Origin of the sequence: Janthinobacterium sp. P210005 (assembly GCF_036231865.1) — a bacterium.
Lineage (GTDB): Bacteria > Pseudomonadota > Gammaproteobacteria > Burkholderiales > Burkholderiaceae_D > Janthinobacterium > Janthinobacterium kumbetense.
On sequence record NZ_JAZARC010000001.1, the window covers coordinates 620,914 to 641,204 of the forward strand.

9 protein-coding genes are annotated in these 20,291 nt (G+C 67.0%); 2 read left to right on the top strand and 7 right to left on the bottom strand.

Annotated elements, in window-relative coordinates; genetic code table 11:
- Nucleotides 1–21 precede the first annotated feature (21 nt).
- From VPH40_RS02595 to VPH40_RS02620, 6 genes are all read right to left on the bottom strand, one after another.
- Complete coding sequence (locus VPH40_RS02595; protein ID WP_328572566.1) at nucleotides 22–831, bottom strand: transglutaminase family protein; 810 nt, start codon at nucleotides 829–831, stop codon at nucleotides 22–24.
- Entirely contained in the window at nucleotides 831–1,775 is a 945-nt protein-coding gene (locus VPH40_RS02600; RefSeq protein ID WP_034787425.1) for an alpha-E domain-containing protein, read from the bottom strand. Before VPH40_RS02600 ends, VPH40_RS02595 begins: the two co-directional genes overlap by 1 nt.
- Nucleotides 1,769–3,223, bottom strand: a complete 1,455-nt coding sequence (locus VPH40_RS02605) for a circularly permuted type 2 ATP-grasp protein (RefSeq protein ID WP_099668036.1) — start codon at nucleotides 3,221–3,223, stop codon at nucleotides 1,769–1,771. The genes VPH40_RS02600 and VPH40_RS02605 overlap by 7 nt, the downstream gene beginning before the upstream one ends.
- Nucleotides 3,224–3,351: 128 nt before the next feature.
- Nucleotides 3,352–4,509 carry a sensor histidine kinase gene (locus VPH40_RS02610; RefSeq protein ID WP_328572567.1) on the bottom strand — a complete coding sequence of 386 codons (1,158 nt, stop codon included), beginning with the start codon at nucleotides 4,507–4,509 and terminating at the stop codon, nucleotides 3,352–3,354.
- 68 nt (nucleotides 4,510–4,577) lie between these two features.
- Nucleotides 4,578–5,453: a hypothetical protein gene (locus VPH40_RS02615; protein ID WP_328572568.1), complete on the bottom strand. Its 876-nt coding sequence runs from the start codon at nucleotides 5,451–5,453 to the stop codon at nucleotides 4,578–4,580.
- Nucleotides 5,454–5,552: 99 nt separating this feature from the next.
- Nucleotides 5,553–7,760: a TonB-dependent receptor gene (locus tag VPH40_RS02620; protein ID WP_328572569.1), complete on the bottom strand. Its 2,208-nt coding sequence runs from the start codon at nucleotides 7,758–7,760 to the stop codon at nucleotides 5,553–5,555.
- A 234-nt stretch (nucleotides 7,761–7,994) separates the two neighbouring features.
- Between VPH40_RS02620 and VPH40_RS02625 the strand changes: the two genes are divergently transcribed.
- Both VPH40_RS02625 and VPH40_RS02630 read left to right on the top strand, forming a co-directional pair.
- Complete coding sequence (locus VPH40_RS02625; protein WP_328572570.1) at nucleotides 7,995–8,684, top strand: hypothetical protein; 690 nt, start codon at nucleotides 7,995–7,997, stop codon at nucleotides 8,682–8,684.
- A gap of 111 nt (nucleotides 8,685–8,795) precedes the next feature.
- Nucleotides 8,796–9,746, top strand: a complete 951-nt coding sequence (locus tag VPH40_RS02630; protein ID WP_328572571.1) for a 2-hydroxyacid dehydrogenase — start codon at nucleotides 8,796–8,798, stop codon at nucleotides 9,744–9,746.
- A 15-nt stretch (nucleotides 9,747–9,761) separates the two neighbouring features.
- On the opposite strand, the gene VPH40_RS02635 is transcribed toward VPH40_RS02630, so the two are convergent.
- A complete protein-coding gene (locus VPH40_RS02635; RefSeq protein ID WP_328572572.1) occupies nucleotides 9,762–20,291 on the bottom strand; it encodes a LysM peptidoglycan-binding domain-containing protein in 10,530 nt (3,509 codons plus the stop codon).

The window sequence follows — 20,291 nt, forward strand, 5'->3', positions numbered from 1 at the left end:
GCCAGCCTCATTCCTGCCCGTTTACACGGGCACGATCTGCACATCGACTCGTAATGTTTCCGTGCCGCCACCCTGGCGCACGCCCCGCACGGGCGCGGCCGAATCGTAGTCGCGTCCGATGGCCAGGCGGCAATACGCATCCGTCATCAGCCGCGCATGCGTGACGTCGATGCTGACCCAGCCCGCGAAATCCGCGTCTTCCGCCCACGCGTCGACCCAGGCATGGCTGGCCGCGTGGCCCGTCGTGCCCGGATCGATATAGCCGGACACATAACGGGCCGGGATGCCCCAGGCGTGGCAGCACGCGAGGAACAAATGGGCGTGGTCCTGGCACACGCCGCGCCCCAGGGCCAGGGCGTCGCCGGCCGTGGTGGTGACCATGGTGGCGCCGCTTTCATACGCCACCTTGCCGACGATGTGCTCGGCCAGGCGCAGCAGTTGGCCCGTGCCGGCCGTCACGCGCCGGTCCGGCAGGCTGGCGGCCGTCAGCTCGAGGATGGCCGGATTGGCCTGGGTCAGCGGCGTCGGCATGGTAAACAACAGCGGCGACAGGGTATCGACCAGGTTCAGCCGTCCCTTGTGCGGGTAGATGGTTTCCACCACGCCGTGCGCCACCAGGCTCAGCGACTGATGGCTGCCGTTAATCGTCAGCATGTGCGACAGATTGCCGTAGGCATCCGTGTAGGCGTGGCACTGGCCCGGCGTGGAAATATGCCAGGACAGGGCGCGCTGCTGCGGCTCGATACGCGGCGTCAGGTGCAGCTGCTGGATGGTGTAGGCCAGCGGCGCACTATAGGCGTAATGGGTTTCGTGGCGGATGGTGAGCTGCATCAGGCCGCCAAGGGAACGAGGAAGTCGCGGCTGACCCGGTTGCCCAGGTCATAGATGTTTTCCAGGAATTCCGTCAATGTATGGTGCAAGCCCGCCTTCATGATGTCGTCGATATGGCCGAATTTCAGTTCCGCATGCAATTTGCCGGCGAAACGCTCCGTATCGGCCGACACGTCGTTGCGGATATGTTTCAGGTTTTCCACCACGTCATCCATGCAGGCCAAGAGCGACCTGGGCATGTCGCCGCGCAGCATCAGCAATTCCGCCACCCGTGCCGGCGTGATCACGTCGCGGTAGACCTTGCGGTAGATTTCGAAGCCGGACACGGAGCGCAGCAGGGCCGCCCAGTAGTAGAAATCGCGCTGGGTGATGTCTTTCGACGTGTCGCGCGCGCCGTGGAACTTCACGTCGAGGATGCGCGCCGTGTTGTCGGCCCGCTCCAGGAAGGTGCCCAGGCGGATGAAGTGGATGGCTTCATCCTTGAGCATGGTGCCCAGGGTCACGCCGCGCGACAAATGCGAGCGGTATTTCACCCATTCGAAGAACTGGCTGGGGTCCGTTTCCAGCAGATTGCTCTTCAGGCGCTTTTGCATGTCGAGCCAGGTGGCGTTCTGGATTTCCCACACTTCCGTCGTCAGGGTGCCCCGTACGGCGCGGGCGTTTTCGCGCGCGCCCGTCAGGCAGGCGAGGATGGAAGACGGGTTGTTCGGGTCGCGCACCATGAAATCGAGCACGTCGCGCGTGTGGAAGCGGCCATATTTGTGGTCGTACGCGCTTTGCAGCTCGGAAATACCCAGGGTGGCGCGCCAGCCTTGCTCCGCGTCCTGCTCCGATTGCGGCAGCATCGACGTCTGCATGTTGACGTCCAGCATGCGCGCCGTGTTTTCCGCCCGCTCCGTGTAGCGGGCCATCCAGAATAAATGATCGGCGGTGCGGCTCAGCATGTTTTCTCTCCTGCAAAAGCGGATGTGGCTTCCAATACCCAGGTATCCTTGGTGCCGCCCCCTTGCGAGGAATTGACCACCAGCGAGCCTTCGCCGAGGGCCACGCGGGTCAGGCCGCCCGGCACCATGGAAATTGTCTTGCCGGACAGCACGAACGGCCGCAAATCGATGTGGCGCGGCGCAATGCCGGCCTCGACATACGTGGGGCAGGCGGACAGGGCGAGTGTCGGCTGGGCAATGTAGCCGCCCGGATTGGCCAGCAGGCGCTGGCGGAAATCCTCGATCTGCGCCAGGCTGGACGCCGGCCCCACCAGCATGCCGTAGCCGCCCGCGCCATGCACTTCCTTGACCACCAGTGTCGGCAAGTTCGCCAGCACGTAGGACAAATCGGCCGGTTTGCGGCATTGGTAGGTGGGTACGTTGTTGAGGATCGGTTCCTGCGACAAGTAAAACTTGATCATGTCGGGCACAAAAGGATAGATCGACTTGTCGTCGGCCACGCCCGTGCCGATGGCGTTCGCCAGGGTCACGCGGCCCGCGCGGTACACGGACAGCAGGCCCGGCACGCCCAGCGACGAGTCGGAACGGAAAGCCAGCGGGTCGAGGAAATCGTCGTCCACGCGGCGGTAGATGACGTCGACCCTCTTCGGTCCCCGCGTCGTGCGCATGTACACGGAATTGTCGTTGACAAACAAATCCTTGCCTTCGACCAGTTCCACGCCCATTTGCTGGGCCAGGAACGCGTGCTCGAAGTAGGCGGAGTTGTACATGCCGGGCGTCATGACGACGACGGTCGGGTCGTCCACGCCCATGGGCGCCACGGAACGCAGGTTGTCGAGCAGCATGTCCGGATAATGGTCGACGGGGGCGATGCGGTTGCGGGCGAACAGTTCCGGGAACAGCCGCATCATCATCTTGCGGTCTTCCAGCATGTAGGACACGCCGGAGGGCACGCGCAAATTGTCTTCCAGTACATAAAATTCGCCCTGGCCGGCGCGCACGATGTCGACGCCCGCGATGTGGGCGTAGATGTCGGAAGCGACGGATATGCCCTGCATTTCCGGGCGGTATTGGGCATTCTTGTAGATTTGCTCGGCGGGAATGATGCCCGCCTTGATGATGTTTTGCTCATGATAAATATCATGGATGAACATGTTCAAGGCTTGCACGCGCTGCACCAGGCCCGTCTGCATCTGCGCCCATTCGGCGGCGGGGATGATGCGGGGGATGGTGTCGAACGGAATCAGGCGTTCCGTGCCGGCATCGTCGCCGTACACGGCGAACGTGATGCCGACCCGGCGGAACGTGAGGTCGGCTTCGGCCCGCTTGCGGGCGATGGTCTCGGGCGATTGCTGTTCCAGCCAATTGCTGAATTCACGATAGTGTTCACGTACCTTGCTGTCCGTACCCACTTCATTTGCAGTCATTTCATTGAAAAAATTTGCCATGTTGTGATTTCCCTTGAGCCGTGTCTGGGTATAGCTCAGCAGGAAGCGTGCCAACAGGGCGGGCGTGAACAGGTGTAAATATGACCACTTTTGTGGCGTCGCGCCATTCCTTGCACCAATTCGGTGCGCTAGGCGCCACTCTTGGGGACGTCGGCGGACGGGACGAAGGGGCGGCAATCGACGGGCACGTCGAAGATGAAGCTGGTGCCCGTTTCGGATGCGCTGTCGACGGCGATGCTGCCGCCGTGGCTTTCCGCCACGCTTTGCACGAAGGGCAGGCCGATGCCCCAGCCTGGCGCGGGGTTGTCGTTTTCGCGGCGCAAGTAGTCGAAGATGCGTGCGGCCTGTTCCGGCGCGATGGCCTGGCCGCCATTGTGGACGGTGACGATCAGCCGTTCGTGGACCGCTTCCACGTGCACGCTGATGGGCGTGTCGTCGCCATACTTGAGGGCATTGCCGAGCAGGTTTTCCAGCGCGCGCCGCAGCGAGTTCTCGCACCACCAGCCGGTGACGGCTTGCCCGCTGACCCGGCATTTGTCCGGCCGCTGCAAGTTGACCTGGCCGGCCACGGCATGTACCAGCGGCAGCACGTCGAATTGGCTCAGCACCAGCGGCAGTTGCTGGCCCTGGTGGTAGCTGAGGCCATCGAGCAATTCCTCGATCATGCTGTCGAGCCGCTTGCTGTGCTCGACAATCTTGTGCGCCAGCAATACCACCCGCTCCGGGTCGGCTGGCCTGAACAACAGCTGGGCGCTGGTGCTGATGACGGCCAGGGGATTGCGCATGTCGTGCGACAGGCCGGCCGCGACGCGGCGCCGGAAGCTTTCATGCATGCTGGTAAATTCGCGTATCGATTCGCGGATGCCCACGTCGATCGACTTGTTGATTACTTGCCAATCCTTGCTGCGCAGGGTGATGCCGGACTCATGCGCAGTGGCGGCGAAGCAGTCGCGGAAGATCTGGTATTCCTGGATCACCTGTTCCGGGCCGTAACTGGTCATGCGCGCCCGTTCGTTGCCATGCACGGCGGGCACGTTGCTGTTGCTGGCGGCGTTGTCGCGCGGGTGGCCGGGGGTGAGGGCTTCGGCCAGGTTGTCGAAAAAGGCCGGCAAGGTATTGATGAGTATGGGCGTGAGCAGCTGATCCGCGCCGCGCACGCTGGCGCGCACGCGCTGTTCCCAGGCCTCGAGGACGGCATCGCGCATGGCGAAGATGCGCTGCGCGCGCTGCAATGGCTGGTGCGCGCCGGCCTGGCGACCCGCGTGCTGATCCGTGCTAATGCTCACCTGGCCTCCCTGACCGCAGTGACTATGCTTGCAATAGTATGCGCCTAATCAGCCGGCGGGGAAACGCTTTATTGTCCAGTCTCGGCCTGGCTCACGGCCGCATACAGGCGGGAAAGCGAGGCTGACCACTCGCTTAGCGAAAAGTTCTGTGGGTCATCATGACCATTCGCAAACCCTGTATCGAGCACGGCGTGGAAGGCGGGAATCAGCCACGTTCCCTTGCGCACGCTGGCGGCGATGTACAGCAGGGCCAGGCGGTCGTATTGGGCCGGCGTAAAGCCGGGATCGGGCGCCAGGCCATCGTTGCCCTTGCCGCCGCCGGGCACGGAGTTGCGCGGTTGCACCAGTTCCACGTGCAGGAACAGGCCCGTCAGCGACGGCTTGTCCTTTTCCAGCTTGCTGGCAAAGCTGGCCGTGCCGAAATCGCGCACCTGCAAGGAACCGCCCAGGCGGTTCACGTAGACATGGCCCTTCGGACCGCCGCCCAGCGCCGGATTGCGCAAGCTGAAGTCGTTGAAATCCCAGCTGGCGTCGTTGATGTGGCCGGGAATGGCGTCAAGCAGGAAATTCGGGTAGCTGGTGTCGTGGATGACGAAATAGCGGGCCATGGGCGCGGCCAGCCGGCCCACGGCGCGCGACAGGGGCGCGTCGACGGCGCCGCCCACGTCCGCCTCGGCGATACCCTGTTCCGCCAGCCAGGCGCGCAGGCGGGCCGGGGCGATACCCGCGCGCTGGCCGATGCGGGCGGCCAGGAAGTCCGGCAGCGGTGCGCTGTCGCCCAGGCGCGCATACAGCTTGACGGGACGCAGCAAGCACGTGGCTTGCGCCAGCGCATCGCCCTTGAAGCCGCTTTTCCAGGCGGCATACGGGCAGGCGGCTTGTTTTTGGGCAGCGGCCGGCAGGGACAGGCAAAGCAACAGCAGCAGGGCAGGGAGTCGTTTCATGTCGGCATTGTCGCCGAAGCGCGCCTTGCGGCACAGGCGCACACATGAAAAAAAAGCTGCCCGAAGGCAGCTTTTCATCGTGCGACAGGCGCGCGGCCTTTAAAACGCCACGCTGGCCGACACGACCACGGTGCGCGGCGCGGCCAGCACCAGCGAGCCGATATTGAAGGACGACACGGCTGACGACCAGTAATTGCGGTCCGTCACATTGTCCACGCGGGCGCGCAAGGTCACGTCACGGCCCGCCACTTGCGTCAGGTAGCGCGCGCCGATGTCGAGGCGGGTCCACGATGGCAGTTGCCGGGTGTTGGCCAGGTCAGCGTATTGCGTCGAGGTGTAGATGGTGCGGGCGTTCAGGGTCAGGCCTGGCGCGCCGGGCACGTCCCATTCGCCGCCCACGCTCATCTGCGTTTCCGGTGCGCCGATGGGTTTCTTGCCATTGTTGGCGGCCACGCCGGTATTGCTGAGCTTTGCATCGAGCCAGGTCAAGCCGCCCAGCAGGCGCACGCCATGCATCGGCGTGCCGAAAATCGACAATTCCAGGCCGCGGTTGCGTTGCTCGCCATCAAGTTCGGCCCGCTTGCCGAGCACGGCCAGCAAAGGCTTGCTTGTCGTGAACAGGGCTGCGCTCATGCCCAGCTTGCCGCCGTCATACTTGACGCCGATTTCCTTCTGCTTCGATTTATACGGCGCAAACACCTCACCCATGTTGTCGACATTGACCTGCTGGCCGTTTTCCAGATACGTTCCCGTGGCCGCCGGTCCCTTGACCAGCGCCTCGATGTAGTTGGCGTACAGCGACACGTCCTTGCTGGCCTTGAAGACGATGCCCGCCACGGGCGTCGTGGCGCTCTCGTCATAGGCCTTGCCTTGCGGCGCCGAGGTGTTGTAGTCGTAAGCGGCATCCTTGATCTGCTGGCGGCGCACACCCACGGTCAGCAGCAGCTTGTCGTCGAGGAAGGCCATGGTGTCGGCCAGGGCGTAGCTGTTGAGGATGGTTTTCTGGGTGATGCGCGGGTCGCTCATGATGCCGCCCGTGTAGGGCGCCGACGGCGCCGTCACGTCGACCGGGGCGTAAATGTTGGTGGCAAACTTGTCGCCGATCGCAAACGCGTTCTTCGCTTCATTCCAGTGCCCGGACCAGCTGGCCACCAGGGTGTGCTTGACGGCGCCCGTAACGAGCTTGCCGCGAATGCCCAGTTCGCCCGTGCGGATTTCTTGCTTGCGCGCATTGTCGAAGCGCGACACCGTGGCGTCACCATTGATCGAAGTCAACGTCGGTTCGGCCAGGCTGTTGGCTTCCTTGGTCGAGCGGGAGCCAAATGCGGCCCAAGCCACGACATCCTTGGCCAGATCCACTTCGGCGCGCGCCGTGCCGAACACATCGTGTTCCTTGGAATAGCTCCACGGCTGGGCAAAGTTCTTCGACGCATCGGGTGAGGATGGCAGCACGGCCACGCTGCCAATGCCGACGGACGGGCGCGGCGATGTCAGGTCGAAATTCTGGTAACCGGCGTCGGCCGACAGGCGGAAGCCATTGCCGCGGTAGTCGAGGCCGACCGAGAACATGCCCACGTCGTGGTCTTCGCGCTTGATGCCGGTCTCGCCCTGGCGCTTGGCGGCGTTGACGCGCACGCCGAATTCCTGGCGCTCGCCAAAGCGGCGCGCCACGTCGATGGCTGCATAGGCGTGGCCGCCCGATTCCACGCCCACCGTCAATTCCGTCAGCGGCGCATTGCCGGCGCGCTTGGGCATCAGGTTGATGGCGCCGCCGATGCCGCTGCCGCCCGGTGCCGCGCCATTCAGGAAGGCGCTGGCGCCACGGAACACTTCCACGCGCTCGAGCAATTCCGGCGATACATATTGACGGGGCAGCACGCCGTACAGGCCGTTATACGCCACGTCGTCGGAATCGAGGGCGAAGCCGCGGATCACATACACTTCCTGGAAATTGCCATAGCCGCGCGACATGCGCACGGCCGGATCGCTCTGCAGCAAGTCGCCCACGCTGCGCGCTTGCTGATCGGCAATGAATTGCTGCGTGTAACTGGTGCTGCCGAATGGCGAATCCATCATGTCCACGGCACCGAGGATGCCCATGCGCCCGCCGCGCGCCACCTGGCCACCCGCATACGCCTTCGACAACCCTTCCGCCGACGCATCGGCCGAGGCATTGACGACTACCGTGGGCATGGTTTGCGCGTCGCCGGCCGGCGCGGTGGTGGTGGCTTGGGCGTGGGCGGCGGCGCTGGCCAGCAGGAAGGCGGCCAGGGCGAACGGGGTAGGGACGAGGTGGAAGGTGCGCATGGAGTTATCTGGATATTAATGAGAATGATTATCATTATATTCCAGCGTGGCGCAGCGCGTGGGAAAGTGTGAGAAAGCGGTCAAGAAAGTCGCCATTCGTACAACACCGGGCAAGCCAGGGTACTGGAATCTGGGGGAAAAAGGCGCGCCAGGCGATACCTTATGGATTTATTAATGCGCAAATCCAAGTTTCGCTAGAATATGCCATCGCGCCCCGCGCCCACAGGACACCGCATGCCATTGCTTCGCCATTTACCGTCCGCTTCCATGCGCATGCGCATACGGGACGGCTTGAGCCTGAAAGGCGCGGCCGTCGCGCTGATCCTGGCCATGCACGTGCTGGGCCTGTATTTCCTGCTCCTGCCGGCGCGGCAACTCAAGCAATACACGGAAGTGGCATTCATGACCTTGCTGCCGCCCCGTGCGCTGCCGCCGACGCCGCCGATGGCCTTGCCGATGCCCATGCCGGCTCCTGCGCCGCGCACGCGGGCCGTTGCGCCGCCCGCCGCGCCGCCCGTCTTCTTCGCGCCGCCGCCCGTGGCGGCCGAAGCGATCACCGTACCGGCCGAGGAATTTCCCGCCGCGCCAGCCACGGCGCCTTCCACGGCCGACTTGCTCACGCGCGCCCGGCTGGCGGCGGGCGCCGCCGACAAGGCCCTGCGCGGCGAACGCAGGCAAGACCAGCCGTGGCTGGCCGCTGCCGACCTCAAAAGCGAAAGCACCTTCCAGAAACTGGTCGCCTCCGCCTGGCGCGGCGGCCCCGTCATCCGCGTGGAGGACTACCTGACGGCCGACGGCCGGCCCGCCACGCGCGTCGTCAGCGCCGGCGGCGCCACGTGCTTTGGCATGGCCGAGAATCCAGGCTCGGGCGCCGACCCGGCCAGGACGGGCGGCAAGGTCAAACGCGTGCCTTGCCCGGGCTAACGTTTCCGCGCAGTACACGGTTTTCACGGCATACGGGGCGCTCAGCCCCGGCTGGTTCCCAAATATGCTAAGTTGCGTCTGCTAATCCTGTCGACACCAACCTGGACGCCCATGCTCCCCGAACTCCTCATCCTCGCTCCCAGCCCTTCGGCTGCCGTCAACGCGCAGCTGGACCAGCACTACACCTGCCACCACGCCTGGCAAGTGCCGGCGGACGAGCGCCATGCGTGGCTGGCCCAGCGCGCTTCGGCCATCCGCGGGGTCGTCACGACGGGTGCGCTGGGCTTGAACGCCGCCGACATGGCCTTGCTGCCGAAGCTGGAAATCGTCGCCGTCAATGGCGTGGGCCTCGACGGCGTGGCGCTGGACGTGGCGCGCGAACGGGGCATCGCCGTCACCACCACGCCGAACGTGCTGACCGATGACGTGGCCGACGTGGCGCTGGCCTTGCTGCTGGCCAGCGCGCGGCATATCGTGGCACTCGACCGTTTCGTGCGCGACGGCGGCTGGGAACGCCGCGAAGCGATCACCCCCGCATCCAGCCTGCGCGGCAAGACGGCCGGCATCTTCGGTTTCGGCCAGATCGGGCAAGCCATCGCGCTGCGCCTGGCCGCCTTTGGCGTCAAGGTGCGCTACTTCCAGCCCCGCGCCATTCCCGGCGCGAGCGTGCCGCGCGCCGCATCCTTGCTGGCCCTGGCGCAGGAAAGCGACTATCTGATCGTCTGCGCGCCGGGCACGCCGGCCACGCGCAAGATCGTCGAGCGCAGCGTGCTCGACGCGCTCGGCCCGCAAGGCACCCTGATCAATATCGCCCGCGGCGCCCTGATCGACGAAGACGCGCTGATCGCCGCCTTGCAGGATGGCCGCCTGGGCGCGGCCGGCCTCGACGTGTTCGCGGACGAACCGCGCGTACCAGCCGCCTTGCGCGCCTTGCCGAACGTGGTGCTCACGCCGCACGTGGGCAGCCTGACCGTGGAAACGCGGCACGCCATGGGCCAGCTGGTGCTGGATAATCTGCAAGCCCACTTTGCCGGCTTGCCGCTGCTCACGCCCGTGCCTTGACGCTGCGCCGCCGCGTCAGGGCCGCACCACCCAGCGCACGTCTTCGAGCGACAGCAGCAGTTGCTCGGGCGCGCCGTCCGTAAAGAAGTTCAGGCGGAAATCCATGGCGGCGCCGCCATCCGTCGTCGGCTGCTGCGTGTCATACCATTGCTGCACCTGGGCCACCAGGGCCATGGGCGCGGCGGGAGGCTGGGCCGCATCGATGGGCGCGAGCACGGCCGGCAGCAGGCTGACCGGCAGCGAAGTGCGGGGAAAGCCCGCCACGGCCGGCATCACGCTGTAGGAATAGCTGCCATCCATGGCGATGCGCACGCTGCCGGAGGCGCCCGTGAAGAGGGCGTTGAAGAAGCCTCGCATATAGGCCGCCACATCGCTGCCGCCCACCGGTGCGACTTGCCGCAAATCATAGCCTTGCCAGCTCAGGCGCGGCAGGATGGGGTCGCTGAACTTGACGACCGGCGTCTGGTACAGGAAGGCGTGCATGGTCGACACCTGCGTCTGGCTGGGCGGGCACAGGTAGCGGTTGCGCTGCACGTACAGCGAAGCCTGGGCGTTCTTGTACACCATCACGTTCAGCCCCGGCATGCGCACCTCGCGGCCGGTATTGGCCAGCGCGGCGGCAAACGACAGGTCGGGCGCGTCGGCGGCGATGGCCGCGTAGCGGTAGGCCAGCAGCGCATCGGGCGGCGTGGGCGTGGCCGGCGTGGCCCGGTACTGCTGCGCATCGATGTCGAGCACGGGCACGGGCACGCTGACGATACCGTTGCTCAGGGTGCCGGACAGCGGGTCGTAGGTGGCGGGCACGCCGCCGACGGTGACATTGAGCAGCGCATACCAGGCGTCGCCGCCATGGTCTTCCAGGCGCGCGTCGAATTCCACGGCCACGCTGGTCTCGCCTTGCGCCGCCGCCAGCCGCGCCGTGCCGAAATGCTGGCCATAGCTGGTTGCCACCTGGGTCACCAGCTGCTGGAAGGCGGTGGTGGCCAGTGTTGCCTTGGCGATACTATCGGCCGTGTCCTGCTTGCCATCGAGGGGGGCGAGGAAGGCGTCGAGGTCAGCCGAGATGAGCGGATAGTTGCTGACGAAGGCAGCCAGCGCCGTGAACAGGTCGGGACCGGTCGCCGCGGACAGCCTGGCAACCTGCGACGGCACGTTGAGCACGACGCTGACGTGCACGGCATCCTGCGCCGCCTGGCGATAGGTGTAGCTGAAGCCGTAATCCCACTGGGCCAGCTGGGCCGGCTGCAAGCCACCGGCGGCCAGGCGCATGCGGCCGCCCTGCGGCGCGGCGGACGCGGTGGCGGTCTGCCGGTTGACCGTGGGCGGCACGGGCAGGGCGCGGTTCAGCACGGGGATATATTGCGTGCCATTGCCCAGCGGTACCTCGAACGGACCCGTGATGAACAGCAGCCACTGGCTTTGCAGGTAGTTTTCGATGCCGGGCACGGGGCGCTGGTCGAATTCCATGTGCGTGATCTGGTAGCGCAAGTCCAGTGGCACATAGGCCTGGCCTTCGACGTTCTTCGAGATGAAGTTGAATGACAGCCGGCTCTGGTCCTGCGCGGCCGTGCCTAGCAAAGGCAGCCGGGTCGGGAACAAGGTGTAGTTCTGGTTGCCGTCGCCGGCCGCGCCGTCGGCTGTGCCTGCAGCGGCGGGCTGGCCGTACAGCGCTGGCGGCGCGCCCTCGTCTTCGTCGTCCGCCCCCGTGACCTGGTCCACGCCGTACACCACCACGGCGCCGGCGGCAAAGGCCGGCCCCAGGGTGGTCAGCAGCTGCTGCCGCATGGTGGCGGCCGCGCTGACGCGCGTGGCTTCGTCCGCGGCGCTGCTGCTGAGCACAGGGCTGACCGTGGCGCTGATGACGTCGGCCAGCGTCTGTTTCGCCTTGAGTACGAGGCCCAGTTGGCCGCTCTGCAGCGGATCGGCGACGCCGTTGAGGCGATCGAGGATGTAGGCGGGCGGCGCATAGGTGGCCGAGAGGAACTTGTCGATGGCGTCGAGACAGCTTTGCAGCCACAGGTTCAGGTCGACGCTATTGAGCGTCAGCGCATGCGGCGTATTGGTCGGATAGGCGTCGATGCTGACCGTGCGGCTTTCCAGCGAATTGGCGACGGGCAACGGCGCGTAGTAGCTGGCTTGCTGGCCCAGGCGGAAATGGATGCCCTGGCCCGGCGTGTCGCTGAAACGCACGGCGAACAACTGCTGCGTCTGCTGTCCGGCGCTGCCCACGCGCGTCAGCCCCGCGCCCGCGCGCATCGACCATTGCGGCGTCTTCAGGCACGCTTCGAGCGCCTTGGCAAACGTGGTGAAGCTGGACGCACCGCCATTCGTGTCGGCCTGCGGCAGCACGGCGCTGACCACGCTGGCGCCGTCCGGCAGGGCCGCCAGCGCGGGATCGAGCAGGATGGCCTGGCGCGTCAGCACCAGCGCCACGTCGAGCGCGATGCGGTTGGCGCTGGCCAGTTGCGCCAGCGGTACCGGCACCGACAGCGTGGCGGCGGGCGCCGTGGCGCTGCCGCCGTTGGCCAGGGCTTGCAGGTAGATGGCGCAGGCGGCGGCGAAGTCGCGCACCTGGCGCGACCGGGCCTCGTCCAGCGGCTGCAGCGGCGTGGCCAAGAGCGAGTTGCTGAGGGAGATGCTCACCGCATTGCCGCTCAGTCCGGGCACGCCCAGGCCCGTATAGTCCTGGTGCAGCTGGAAGTACAGGTGTTGATAGAAAGGCAAGTCTTGCGCCGCGTCGGCTGGCGTGGCGTAGGCCAGGCCATCCATGCGCAAGGTCAGCAGCAGCGCGGGCGCGCCGCCCGCATCCGTGCCATACAGGTAGCTGGCCTGGACTTTCGGCCAGGCGGACAGGCCCAGCAGGCGATCCGTGTAGCGCAGCGGGGCGGGGGCCTGGTCCAGCGCTCCCGTGTAGCCGGCCGGCGGCGCCTCGAACGGCGTGACGGTGGTGTTGCCGAACAGGTCTTGCCAGCGCAGGGCCAGCGCCGCATGGCCGCCCACGCCCAGGTAGGGATTGTCGGCGGCGGGCGGCAGGCCGGCCGGCGGATTGGCCGGCGCCGCATTGAGCGTGGCGAACGGCCGTCCCTGACTGTTGTTGCCCAGGTAGCCCAGCGCCTGGCGGTAGTCGTAATCGGCCAGCGCCGCGGCCGCATAGCGCTGGCGGTGAGTTTCGCCATCGTCGCCATCGTCGCCGTCGTTCGCATGGTCCTGCGGTCCGAAGGGCAGGCTGTAGGGACTGGGCAGGAAAAACGGGTTGCGGCCCAGGCCGGCCGACAGCGTGTTGTACAGCGCGGACAGGGTCGCCTGCGCATATTGCTGCTGTTGCTGCGGCGTGGGATTGGGCGGCAGCACGGGCACGCCGTCGTTGGTGCGCTTGAGCTGGAACGACAGGTTGCCCGGCGCCAAGGTCGCTTGCGCATCGAGGGCCAGGCTGTCGACGTCGAGCACGGCGCCATCGTCGTACAGGCCTTCGGTGTCGGCTGCGCCCAGGGCCAGGGCGTCCACCGACAAGCCGTAGTAGGCGGCCAGGGCGGCGAAGGTATTGCCGGGACCGCCAGAGGCGGCGGGCACGCGGTAGACGAGCGGCGGAATGCGCATGGTCGCGCCCAGCGCCACCGTCACGCCGGGATTGTAGGCGGCAATCTGCGCCGCGCTCAGCGGGGTGGCGCCGGCCGAGTAGTACGCGGCCAGCTGCTCCAGCGCTTGCGCGGGCGCGGCCATGTCTTGCTGGTTCAGCTGGTGCAGGATGCCGGCCACGGGCACGCTGGCGCCGGCGCGCAGCGGCCGCACGGCGTTTTGCCGCGCCAGCTGTCCCACTCCCATGCCGTACGTGGCGGCCACGGCGCTCAAGGTGGTTGTGGCCGCCAGGGCCAAAGGCTGGCTCTTGGCCGGCTTGCTCAGCGATTCGAACACCAGCACGTCCTGCTGCGGGTCGATCGCTTGCGTCGTCAGCAGGGCGTTGACGAAGTTCGGCACGGTGTCGGCGGCGCCCGCCGCCTGGCGCGCCAGCGGCACCACCAGGGTCAGCGTGGCCGTGCCCGTGGCGTCGAAGACGGATGGGGGCAGGCCGGCGCCCGACACCATGTCCTCGAAATACAGATAGTAGCCGCCGCCGCGCACCACCGATTGCTCCCACAGCAGCTTGATGAATTGCGAGGGGCTGTTGGCTATGCCGCGCGGCAAGACCGTCCCCGCCGCGTCCAGCAGCATGCGGCTGGCCGGCGGATGGCTTTCCGTGGACAGATTGGTTTGCGTCAGGAAGCACAGGTAGTCGGCATCGGCCTGGCCCGTCAGCGCCACCTGGTCGCTTCCGCCTTCGCTATACAGCAGGAACAGGCCGGCCACCAGGGTTTCGCCCACGGCGGCCATGCCGCTCAGCAAGTATTCCAGGCGCTGGGCATCGGCGGCCGACGGTCCCACCAGCTCGTATACGTGGGCCAGGGTGGCGGCGCTGGCCAGCGCGGTGCCGCTGGCGTCGTTGGTGGCCACGGTGGCGGCCGGCATGCGCGTGATCTGGAAGTCCACGCGCGTGGCATAGGCATAGCCGCTCAAGTCCTGGAACACCGTGCTGCTGCTGTTGGGCGGCGTGTTGCCGATGCGGGGACGATAGGCGGGCATCAGGGCCAGTATGTCCGCGTATGGCGCCTGGGGGTACAGCGTCTGCAGCGTATCCTGGCGCTGGGTGATGCTGGCCAGCATGGCGTCGGGCAATTGCCACAGATACGGCGCGGGCGCGGCCTGGCTGGCGGCGGCGCGCGCCCCTGGCGCGGCGCCGGACGTCACGGCCGTCAGGCGCGCCAGGTCGGCGGTGATCCAGGCGGCATAGCCTGCCGCAGGGAACTGCCGCGGCTGCAAGGACGCCAGCGGCAGGATGTGCAGCGCAGGCGACGGCACGAAGTGGCCCGCCTGCGCGTACGCCAGCACGCCCGACAGCAAGCCGTACGCGGCGCCCAGGTCGATGGGCAGGCTGGTGCCGGGCGCGCCGGCGAAGGTGATGAAATCGAGGGCGACGCCATGCGAAACGGCATTGCGTCCCAGGCCGATGCGGTAGCCGCCGGCGGCGCTGGCGGGCGTGGGGAATTGCTGGCCCGTCAGCTGGTACAGCGCGTAGTCGGTCTGCGTCTTGCTATACAGGAAGGATGGCGACAGGCTCAGGCCCGCCGCCACCGGCAGGCGCAAGCCATAGGTGATGAAGCGCGCGACCTGGCCGGCGGCCTGGGCCACGGCGCCGCTCGCCTGCACGCCGCTCCACAGCTGCTCCAGCGGCAAGGCGTCGAGGTGGGCGATGGCCAGCCGGCCCGGGGCCGCGGCGAACAGATTGGCGACGCCGGCATTGTCGCGCCCCAGCGCGGCCGTCGTGGCGGCAAAGCGGCTGGCGATGCCGGCCAGGGTATCGCCGGCGACGGAAGTATAGGCCAGCGGCGGCACGGCGAGGATGGCCGTCGGCAGCAGCAGGTCGGCGCGCGCATACAGCGATGCCTGCTGCGCCAGGGTGGCCAGCGGCACGCCCAGCGCGGCGGCAATGGCGCCGAAGCTGTCGCCGGGCGCGGTGACGTGGCTGACGGCGCCGGCGCCGAAGTCGAAGACCAGCGTCACGCCCGTGCGCAGCGCGCGCGGCTCGGCATTCGCGCCGATGAGCTGGGCCGCGGTGGTGTGCCAGCGCCCGCCGGCGCCGGCCGGATCCGTGTAGCGGACGGCGATGGCCGCCAGCGTATCGCCGGCCTGGATCACGGCGGACAGGCCGCCAACTTGCAGCGGCAGCGCGCCGTTCAGCGGATACGCTGCATTCGGCAGCGACACGTCGTCCGCGTCGATGGCGTTGCCGGCCCGGTTGAAGGCGGCGACGATGCCGGCGATGCTGTCGCCCGGCTGCAGCGCATAGCTGTAATTGTCGAAGGCATCGATAGCCGATTGCAGCAGCGCGCGGCCGATCAGGCTGAAGACGTCGACGAAGATGAAGGCCGCCATCGATTCGGGCTCGGCGTCGTCCTGCGCCAGCAGCGCGGGCTTGGCGGGCGCCTTGCCCACCTTGGCGGCCACCTGGCGCAGCACGCCGGCCACCGTGCTGCGGTACTGTTCCGTCGCCGTCGCGTAGGTCTCGAGGTCGATCGCTTGCGTACCGGCGCCGCCCTGCGGGTCGGGGACGTCCAGCCGCAGCCCGTCGAACAGCGGGAAGAGCGTGGCGCCGTCCATATTGGCTCCCGGCGCGCTGATGTTCACGATGAAGCTGTCGGCGAGGAAGTGCAGCAGGTCGCCCATGCCGAATGGCTGCATGGCGGGGTCGGCCAGCACCTGGATGCCCGCCACCAGCTGCGCCAGCGTGACGCTGGCGGTCGCGGCGGCAGCCAGGTCCAGCGCCTCGGCGTCGGCCCGCACCGCCGGCTGCAGGGCGTCGAGCAGCCACGGGAAATACGCCTTGCACAGCAGGTCGAACGAGGTCGTGCCCGTTCCCGCGCCGCCGGCGGCCGGGTCCGGCGCATCCATGGCGAACAGGCAGACGAACGCGCCTTGCTGCGCGCTGCTGGCCGTGGCGCCCTGCGGCGCCAGCACCGTGAATTGCGGTGCCGTCACCAGTTGCAGCACCGGCTTGGCGTCGGTGCGCAGCACGCGTCGCGGCTGGCGGCGCGGTCCGGCACGCAGCATGGCGGCCTGCAATTCCATCGGCAGGGTGCGCGCGCGGCCGCGCGCCAGGCTGTCTAGGCGCAGCGCGCCGCCGCCGTCCCACGGCGCGCGGCTGTCGTCGCCGATGCGGAATTGCGCGCTGACAGTGGCGGAAAATCCTACGGAAATGGTGAAGCTGAAGATGCCCAGGTCGATCTTGACGCGCAGGCTGATGCGCACCGAGGCCGTCACGGACAGGGGGATGGCGCGGTAGGATTCGTAGCCGATCTGCACCGACACGGTGATATTGACGAGCAGCGAAGCGCTGATGATCTTCAAGTCCACTTCGCCGTACAGCATGCCGATCACGCCGAACGTGCCCGTCAGCTTGAAATAGCTGCTTTCCTGGACGCTGCCGGACGCGCCCGCGTTGGCCAGGGCGACGGCGTTGCTGCGGTCGTACGGATGGTAGGTGGCGATCACGCCTTCGATGATGCCGAACACGGTCAGCGCGAAGCCGGCTTTCAGCGGCCCCTTGACGAAGTTGTAGCCCAGGCCCAGCTGCAGGCCCAGGCCGAAGACGATGACGGGATTGAAATACCCGAGATCCGTTTTCGGCACCTGCGTCGCCGTCGCGCCCGACAGCTTGCCGAAATACACGCCGCCCGAGCCCAGCACCGGCACGCCGTAGACGATGGCGCTGAAGCTGAACGAGCGCGTAAAGTCCATATTGTAGGGAAAGCCGATGTCGATCAGGAAGTCGCCATTCGTGTAGATATTGATGCCTATCATCGGCAGCACCACGCTGACGGCGCCGAAGTTCAGGTTGCGGATGCTGTCGGGGAAGGTGAAGTCGATCTGGAACAGGCCCACGTCGTCGCTGATTTTCTTGTACAGGATGTCGACCACCAGGCCAGCCAGGCCGCCCATCTTGGGGCTGCCCAGGGTCAGGCGCAAGCCGTACAGGTTGGGATCGTTGAAGACGATCTGGACGTCGACGGCCCACACGCCGGCCGTCTGCAGCACGCCGAAATGCGCGGCGATCAGCCAGTTGCTGTCCGGCTGGTAATACGGCTGGCCGTGCACGCCGCTGCCTGGGTTGACGGGATTGTTCTTGCCCGTGGTGGGCGGCACGCCCGCCAGCGCGTCGATGACGGCCTTGGTCGAGCTGAAGTCGGACGCGCCGTTGATGGCCACGCGCTGGCCCAGCATCAGCAGGAAGACCTTGAAATAGCTGGAACCGGCGCCCGGCACGCTGGGCATCTCTTCCACGTCCTGTCCCTTGTCCGGGTCCAGCAAGTCGCCCATGCTGCCTTTGAGCAATGGCGGCACGGTGGCGTCCAGCGCCAGGGTCACCTTGCCGTCCGTATTGCGCTTGAAGACGATGCTGCGGATGACGATGAAGCCCAGGTTGAGGGGGGAACTGAGCGTGTAGGTGGCGCTGAGGCGGTTCTTTTCGCCGGTTTTCAGCGACACGTTGACGGACAGGCCGTCCAGCGTGACCTGGTTCAGCAAGTCCCACGGCGACGGCAGCACGAAATACGGATCGCCCAGCGTGCGCACGAGCGCCTGGATCAGGCTGCCCAGGGACCAGCCCGCCAGGGTGAAGCTGAGCATCTCGTTGCCGCTGGCATAGGTTGCCGTGAAGCCTTCCCAGCTCACGTACAGCGTGTGGTTCGGCCCCTTGTCCGTCGGCTGGAATGCATAGCCGAAGCCCAGCTTCAGATTGATGGCGGTATAGATCCATACGGCGTCTGCCTTGCCCGAGAATTGCTGCGCGGCCGGCTTGGCGCCGTCATACTGCACCGAGAGCGTGGCTTTCTGCAAGCCGATCTGTTGCTGGCCAAGCAAGAACAGCCAGGTAAAGGTGGTGTCGACCGTGTAGCTGGTGGCCAGGTCCGTGCTGGGCTTGCCGCTGGGAATGACCGCGTCGATGGCGAACGCGGAAATCTTCAGGTTGCCTGGCAAGAAGACCGGGAAATCATAGATACCGCCGGCGGCAAAGAATTGCTTGATCATCTCGCCCACGTCGAGTTCCTGCGCGAGCGAGGCGGAGAGGGTCCAGCGGGGCGGCGTTTCCTGGCTGGTGTAGGCCACGCTGACGGCCGCCTGCAGGCTGGCGCCCACGCCCAGCAAGCCGGAAATGGAACCGGCCCAGGCCGTGCCGGCGCCCGCCTTGCCGGCCTCGACAAGGGCCAGCGCGCCTTCCTGCTTGTCCGCGGCCACCGTGGCGCTGATGCCCGACAGGCTGATCTGGCCATCCGAAATGCTCAGGATGGGCGCGCCGCCCACCGTCAGGAAGGACAGGCTGATGGCGTAGTCGCTGGAAAACGCGAAGGACTGGGCCGCGCCGTCTATGCTCAGCGCGATATTCGACACCTCGGCCTGGATGGTGTCGGGCAGGCTGACGAGGCCGTTCGAGACGACGGACAGGAAGTCCGACAGCGTGGCCTTGCCGGGAAAGCTGGCCTGGAACAGTTGCGCCGAGTTGAACTGCACGTCGAATTCGCCGCCCGGCGTGCCGTCGAGGTTGCGAAATACCGTGGGCAACAGGGTGAAGGTGGTGCCGAACAGGTATTCATAGCGCGACTTTCCGCTGGCCTTGCTCGCCAGCGGCTGGTAAGCCGTCCAGTCGAGGAAGAACGAGGTGATGGTAAAGCTCAGCGCGGGCGTGGGCGCCGGGATGGGCTGCCAGCTGAGATCGCGCACGCTGCGCAGCTGCAGCGTGACCTGGTCCACCGTGGGGGCCGCCTTGGGCGGGATGCTGCCGCTGATGGTCATGCCGCCGAGGCCGAACGACGTCAGGAACTCCTGCAGCACGGCCGGGGTGGCGCGGAAATAGCTGGCGCCCCCGCCGATCAGGCCGATGGCGGCGGCGGGACTGAGGGGTGGTCCGTCGCTGCCCGCTTCCAGGCTGACCGCGTAGTTGCCGTCGCCGTCGGCGTTCGATGGCTGCAGCAGCAGCGACAGCGTGTAATCGGCGGCGCCGGCGCCTTCCACGCTGAGCGTGGCCGTCAGGGCCAGCGTGGCGGCCTGGTCGCCGTCGGCCGCTTCCTCGTCGTCCGCTTCGCCGGCGCCGCGCAGCAGCAGCTGCATGCCGCCGTCGAGCAACAGGGCGTCGGGCGGCGGCGCATCGACGGGCGGCGGGATCGTCACGGTCAGGCTGGGCGCCGCCACGCGCAGGTAGCCGGCGAACGTGCAGTCGAGCTCGCTGAGCGTGGCCGACAGCACGCCGCTGGGCATCAGGCCGCCCAGTTCGAACGTCTTGCCGTCGTACAGCGCCATGTCCAGGTAGCCGCCGATCTGCAGCTTGCCCGGCGGCGCCGCCAGGTCGGAAAACAGTTCCAGAAACGGCGTCACGAAGGCGGGCAGGGCCACACTGGCGCTGAGGTTCTGCTTGGCGCCGCCCGTGACGGACAGCGCGCTGTCGCCGCCCCATGGATAGACGCCGTCGGCGCTGGAAAACACCAGCAGCGCGCCCGACAGCGGCAATTCGCCGAACGGCCAGCCGCCCATGAAGGGAAAGCTGCTGTCCCAGTTCCAGTCCGCGGGACTGGCGGCCACCTGCACCACCAGCACGGCCGCGTCATCCCCGCCGTCATCCCCGTCCTCGCCCGGCGTGCGTGCGGCGGCAGGCTGCGTGGAAAACACCAGCGTGGCCGGGGTTTGCAGCAGGCCGCCGATGAAGGGCAGGCTGGCCTTGCTGACCGTAAACACGCCGTCGCTCACGGCGCCCACGTCGGCTGCCGCGCAGCTGATCAGGAACTGCGCCGCGTCGATCTGGAATGCCTGGCCGATGATGGCGTCGAATTTTTCGGGCGGCGCGACGTCCGGGTCGGCCAGGCCCGCTTCCAGGAAGGCGGCATCGAGGGCGAACGGGCCACTACTGGCGGCGTTGACGATGGCTTGCTGCAGGTTTTCCAGCGCGGTGTCGGTGGTGGCCAT

Coding starts and splice junctions, on each gene's coding strand:
- VPH40_RS02595 (WP_328572566.1), bottom strand. CDS start 831: ATGCAGCTCACCATCCGCCACGAAACCCATTACGCCTATAGTGCGCCG.
- VPH40_RS02600 (WP_034787425.1), bottom strand. CDS start 1,775: ATGCTGAGCCGCACCGCCGATCATTTATTCTGGATGGCCCGCTACACG.
- VPH40_RS02605 (WP_099668036.1), bottom strand. CDS start 3,223: ATGGCAAATTTTTTCAATGAAATGACTGCAAATGAAGTGGGTACGGAC.
- VPH40_RS02615 (WP_328572568.1), bottom strand. CDS start 5,453: ATGAAACGACTCCCTGCCCTGCTGCTGTTGCTTTGCCTGTCCCTGCCG.
- VPH40_RS02620 (WP_328572569.1), bottom strand. CDS start 7,760: ATGCGCACCTTCCACCTCGTCCCTACCCCGTTCGCCCTGGCCGCCTTC.
- VPH40_RS02625 (WP_328572570.1), top strand. CDS start 7,995: ATGCCATTGCTTCGCCATTTACCGTCCGCTTCCATGCGCATGCGCATA.
- VPH40_RS02630 (WP_328572571.1), top strand. CDS start 8,796: ATGCTCCCCGAACTCCTCATCCTCGCTCCCAGCCCTTCGGCTGCCGTC.
- VPH40_RS02635 (WP_328572572.1), bottom strand. CDS start 20,291: ATGGCCACCACCGACACCGCGCTGGAAAACCTGCAGCAAGCCATCGTC.